At 69.2% G+C, this 5,766-nt stretch carries 2 protein-coding genes and 1 pseudogene; 2 read left to right on the forward strand and 1 reads right to left on the reverse strand.

The genetic code is table 11. From position 1 onward, the window contains the following. Positions 1-2,496, forward strand: a 2,496-nt coding sequence (gene galA / locus D183_RS0112420; protein WP_017909276.1) for a beta-galactosidase GalA, incomplete at its 5' end; no start/stop codon positions are given. A gap of 262 nt (positions 2,497-2,758) precedes the next feature. Here the strand turns inward: galA and D183_RS0112425 are convergent. After that, a complete protein-coding gene (locus D183_RS0112425) occupies positions 2,759-4,687 on the reverse strand; it encodes an alpha-L-fucosidase (protein ID WP_026144420.1) in 1,929 nt (642 codons plus the stop codon). A 445-nt stretch (positions 4,688-5,132) separates the two neighbouring features. On the opposite strand from D183_RS0112425, the pseudogene D183_RS0112430 reads away from it, so the two are divergent. After that, a pseudogene (locus D183_RS0112430) lies at positions 5,133-5,766 on the forward strand (DNA mismatch repair protein MutS); the annotation flags it as partial.

Raw genomic sequence — 5,766 nt, forward strand, 5'->3', positions numbered from 1 at the left:
CCCGGCGCCGCCGCGGCGCTGGCGCCGGCCGCGCTGGCGGCCACGCCCACCGGCAGCGATGCCATTGCGCCGCTTTCGCTGGATCTGGACGACGATGCGCCGCGCCAGCGCCTGCTGTGCGACGGCGGCTGGCGCTTCCATCTCGGCCACGCCGACGACCCGGCACGCGACTTCAATTTCGGCACGTTCCAGCGCACCTACGCCAAGGCCGGCAAGGACACCGCCGATGCGGCCCTGCTCGGCTTCGACGACAGCGATTGGGAGCGCATCGACCTGCCGCACGACTGGGCGGTGGCGCTGCCGCCGCGCCAGGATCCGACCTCCACCCTGGTCAATGGCGAAGACCCGGCCGCCGCGCACGGCTACAAGCCGCTGGGCCGCACCGATCCACAGACCAGCATCGGCTGGTACCGGCGCGTGCTGGAGATTCCGGCCGAGGACCTGGGCAAGCGCATCAGCCTGGAATTCGACGGCGTGTTCCGCGACTGCATCGTGTTCTGCAACGGCCACATCGTCGGCCGCAACGGCAGCGGCTACTGCGGCTTCGACGTCGACCTCAGCGACGTGCTCGACTACGGCGCCAGGAACATCATCGCCGTGCGCGTGGATGCCACGATCGGCGAAGGCTGGTTCTACGAAGGCGCCGGTATCTACCGCCACGTCTGGCTGCGCACCACCGACGCACTGCACGTGCCGATGGACGGCGTGTACGTGCGCAGCGTCTGGGACGGCGGCGCCGCGCAGGCGCTGGTGGAGACCGAACTCGGCAACCACGGCGCGACGCCGCGGCAGTGCAGCGTGGTCTCGGTGATCCGCGCGCCGGACGGGCGCATCGTCGCCCAGGCCAGTTCCGCGCCGATCACGGTCGAGCCCGGCGTGGTGCAGCGCGTGCAGCAGACCCTGGACCTGGGCACGCCCGCGCCGTGGTCGCCGGAGAACCCGCAACGCTACACGCTGTCCACGCGCCTGCTCGGCGACGGCCGCACCTGCGACGCGACCACCACCCACTTCGGCGTGCGCCGCCTGCAGTTCGATCCGCAGCGCGGCCTGCTGCTCAATGGCGCGGCCTACAAGCTGCACGGCACCAACAACCACCAGGACCATGCCGGCGTCGGCACCGCCATTCCCGACCGCCTGCACGAATGGCGCCTGCGCCAGCTCAAGTCGATGGGCTGCAACGCCTATCGCAGCGCGCACAACCCGGCCTCGCCGGCGGTGCTGGAGCTGTGCGACCGGCTGGGCCTGCTGCTGATCGACGAGACCCGGCGCATGTCCTCCGACGACGAGGCCATGGCCGAACTGACGTCGATGGTGCGGCGCGGCCGCAACCATCCCTGCGTGATGCTGTGGTCGCTGGGCAACGAGGAGCCGCAGATGGTCACCGCGCGCGGCGCGCGCATCGTCGCGCGCATGCAGCGCCTGGTGCGGCGCCTGGATCCGAGCCGCCCCACCACCTTCGCCATGGACAAGGGCTTCGACGACGGCGTCGGCCAGGTCGTGGACGTGGTCGGCTTCAACTACCGCACCACGCAGATGGACGCCTTCCATGCGCGCCATCCGCAGATCCCGGTCTACGGCAGCGAGACCGGCAGCACCGTCGGCGTGCGCGGCAACTACCGCACCGACGACGTGCGCGGCTATGCCCGCGCCTACGACCTCGACTACCCCTGGTGGGCCAGCAGCGCCGAAGCCTGGTGGAGCTATGTCGCGCAGCGCCCGTACATCGCCGGCGGCTTCGTCTGGACCGGCTTCGACTACCGCGGCGAGCCGACCCCGTACAACCGCTGGCCGAACGTGGCCTCGCAGTTCGGCATCCTCGACAGTTGCGGCTTCCCCAAGGACAACTACTGGTACTACCGCGCGCAATGGACCGCCGCGCCGGTGCTGCACCTGTTCCCGCACTGGAACTGGGACGGCCTGCTGGACGAGCGCGACAACGGCATGGTCGACGTCTGGTGCCACAGCAACCTGGACGCGGTGGAACTGCTGGTCAATGGCGTCAGCCAGGGCCTGCAGCAGGTGCCGGCCTACGGCCATGTCGAGTGGCGCGTGCGCTACGCACCCGGCCGCATCGAAGCGCGCGGCTACCGCGACGGCAAGCAGGTGCTGACGCAGCGCCGCGAGACCGTGGGCGCCCCGGCCGCGGTGCGCCTGCGCTGCGAACGGGCGAATCTGCTGGCCGACGCCGAGGACGTGGCCGTGGTCGCGGTGGAGATCGTCGACGCCAAGGGCCGCGTCGTGCCCACCGCCAGCGACGCCGTGCGCTTCGCCGTCCGCGGCCCCGGCCGCCTGATCGGCGTGGGCAACGGCGACCCGTCCAGCCACGAACCCGACAAGGCCGACCAGCGCCGCGCCTTCAACGGTCTGTGCATGGCCTTGCTGCAGACCACGCGCGATGCCGGCACGCTGACACTGGAAGCGACCGCGCCCGGATTGGTGCCTGCGCGGCTGGCGCTGAAGAGTGTGCGCACCAGGCCGCGGCCGTTCGTCGCCTGAGGCGGGGGCGCGCTTTCAAGGAGCTGCGCGGCACCATCGTCATGCGCTCCCGACTCGGTGCTCCTACGCGGCGCTGGCGCGCCAGCTGCGCCCGCCCAAGCCGTGGTCGGCACACGCGCGACGCACAATGAAGCGAAGCCGCTGACGCGTCATTCCGAAGCCGATCTACGACGCCTCGCCAGCGTCGCCGCAGCCACGACGCTGCATCGCCCCGGCGATGCACGCTCCCCCACCGCGCATCGCGGCGAGGGAGCGCCAGCCCTCACCGCAAGCGCGAGAAGGCACCGATCCCGGCGATCGCCAGCCGCTCCGCGGGCAGCGCTGTTTCGGCGAACGACAGCCGCAGGTAACGGATCTGCCGGACCTCGGGGAAATTCAGCCGCTGGGTCGAGAGCGCGTAGGCGATATTGGACAACTCGCCGCCACCGGCCGGCTGCCAGTGCTGGCCATCCTCGCTGCTTTCGGCGCGATAGCCCTTCGGCGGCGCCGCACCGTTCATCACCGTGCGCGAGGGGGTGAGGCTGAAGCCGGCGACCTGGCGCAGCGCACCCAGGTCGATGGTCACCTGCACGGGATGGCCCGGCGTGGGAGCGGGCACGACCCAGATCGTGCCGGCATCGTCGTCGAGCAACTTCTCCGCTCCCGGCGCGCTGGCCGCGACGATGCGCCAACCCGCGGTGGACAGCACGTCCGGCGCGTTCGTCGTGGGCCGCGCGACCGCAACGGGCGCCACCGCGCGGAACAGCGCGAATTCGCTGATCGCCGGACAGACAGGCGCCTCGAGCACACGCAGGCGCACACGGCGCGCGGCGATCGGACGATCGAGCCGCAGGATCCGCTGCGCGCCGATGCATTGCGCTTCGGCCAAGCGCTGCCACTGCCCATCTACCTCGGCGTCGACCGCGAAGCGGGTGACGCGCACGCCCAGCGGCAGGTATTCGCGCAGCCGGATCAGGTCGAAGCTGCGCGCCGCCGACAGTTCCAGCGTCAGCGTCGGCGTGGTGACGTCGTCCGGCGTGGACCAGTAGCTGTCCGGCTGGCGGTCGAGCACACGCTCCGGCTCGAACCCCGGACCGCGCGACGCGTTGGCGCTGGCCTTGGCGCCCTTGGCCAGATCGATGGCGAAGCTGGCGCGGATCGCATCGCCGAAGCTCTTCAACACCGCGACGTCGTGGTCGGCGATGCGGCCGCGTCGGTCCGGCGGAAGATTGAGGTTCATGTTGGTGCCGCGTGCGACCGAGGTATCGAAGTAGCGCACCAGATTCTCCGGGCTGCGCACCTTGCCGTCTTCGTCGGCATGGTAGAACCAGCCCGGGCGGATCGAGGTGTTGGTTTCCGCAGGCCACCACAGCGCCCCGCCCCGCACGCCGGCGTTGCCGTTTTCCTGCGTGTAAGGCGCATTGGGCATGGTCGGCCAGCACGGATCGCCGGCCACGCCCTCTTCGTTGCCGACCCAACGGATATCTGCGCCCAGCGGATCGAAGGTGCAGGCCATCGGCTGGTGTTGGTGGACCAGCTCGATCATCCGCGGCCAGTTGTAGTAGGCGGGGGCATCGATCTTGCGGGTTTCGCGCGCTCCGCCGTAGTAACCGTCGCCACCATTGGCGCCGTCGAACCAGAACTCGAACAGGTCGCCATAACCCGTGCACAGCTCGACGATCTGCTTGCGGAAATAGTCGAGATAGCCGGGACGGCCATACTCGGCGTGGTTGCGATCCCAGGGAGAGAGATAGATGCCGAAGGCCAGGCCGGCACGCCGGCACGCCGCGGCCATTTCGCCGACGATGTCGCCCTTGCCGTTCTTGTAGGGCGAATTGCGAATGCAATGCTCGGTCAGGCGCGTCGGCCACAGGCAGAAGCCATCGTGGTGCTTGGCGGTGAAGATGATCCCCTTGAGGTTGCCCGCCTTGGCCGCGGCGACGATCTGATCGGCGGAGAAATCGCTGGGATCGAATCTGCGCGGATCTTCGTCGCCGTAACCCCATTCCTTGTCGGTGAAGGTGTTCATCGCAAAATGCACGAAGGCGTATTGCTCCCACCGGTGCCACCGCAGCTGCCGCGCGCTTGGCACGGCGCCCCACGGTGCCGGCCCTTTCGGGCGCGGCGCGGCCACGATCTGGGCGGCGGATGCGCTGAAGCCCGCGGCGACGGCCACGACCCCCGTGGCAAGAAAGGTACGACGATCGATCATGGACGCCTCCGGCTCTACACAAGCTCGGATCTTAGCTTTTCCAACGGCGAAACAGTCCTGCCCGAAGCGACACACGGTCGTTCAACGGACACAGCGTCACCGTGTGGCCGGTCCTCCGCCGCATACTCGGGAATTGCACTGCGTGCTGTCGCCGATCCACTTTTTTACGGACAATTGCAGTTGGCGCCGAGACGACTCGCACGCAGTTGCTGCGGACTCGGCATTGCACATGCTGCGTGCGCACCGGACATTCGCTGTCTCGCGCTTGGCCTTCCTGCCGTTGCCCGTGGAAACGGTGCGGCCCCGACGTTGCACCGTGGATCGGCAGGTGGCGCATCGAACCACGCACCGGGCTGGCGCCGCGCCGCGCTGTCATTTGCTGCCGGCACCCGTCCATACTTGTCCACAGACAGTCACCCCGAAACTCATTAAGTCACTGAATCAGATGCAGAATCGAGAAAAGACCCACGTTCCTGGAAGCGCAGCGGAGCACACCCCGCTGATGAAACAGTTCTTCGCCGCAAAGTCCGAGTACCCGGACCTGCTGCTGTTCTTCCGCATGGGCGATTTCTACGAACTGTTCTACGACGACGCGCGCAAGGCCGCGCGGCTGCTGGACATCACCCTGACCCAGCGCGGCAGTTCCGGCGGTGCGCCGATTCCGATGGCCGGGGTGCCGGTGCATGCCTACGAGGGCTATCTGGCGCGGCTGGTGGCGCTGGGCGAATCGGTGGCGATCTGCGAGCAGATCGGCGATCCGGCGCTTGCCAAAGGCTTGGTCGAGCGCAAGGTTGTGCGCATCGTCACCCCCGGCACGGTGACCGACGAGGCCTTGCTGGACGAGCGCCGCGACACCTTGCTGATGGCCATCGCACGCAACAAGCACGGCTACGGCCTGGCCTGGGCCGACCTGGCCGGCGGCCGCTTCCTGGTCAACGAGGTCGACAGCGAGGACGCGCTGGAGGCGGAACTGGCGCGGCTGGAGCCGGCCGAACTGCTGGTGCCCGACGAGGACCAGTGGCCGGAGTTCCTGCGCGAGCGCCGCGGCGTGCGCCGCCGGCCGCCGTGGCTGGTTGGTG

The organism is Xanthomonas sp. SHU 199, assembly GCF_000364665.1.
GTDB lineage: Bacteria > Pseudomonadota > Gammaproteobacteria > Xanthomonadales > Xanthomonadaceae > Xanthomonas_A > Xanthomonas_A sontii.

Excerpts from the sequence above, each read along its gene's own strand:
- D183_RS0112425 (WP_026144420.1), bottom strand. The coding sequence starts at position 4,687 with ATGATCGATCGTCGTACCTTTCTTGCCACGGGGGTCGTGGCCGTCGCC.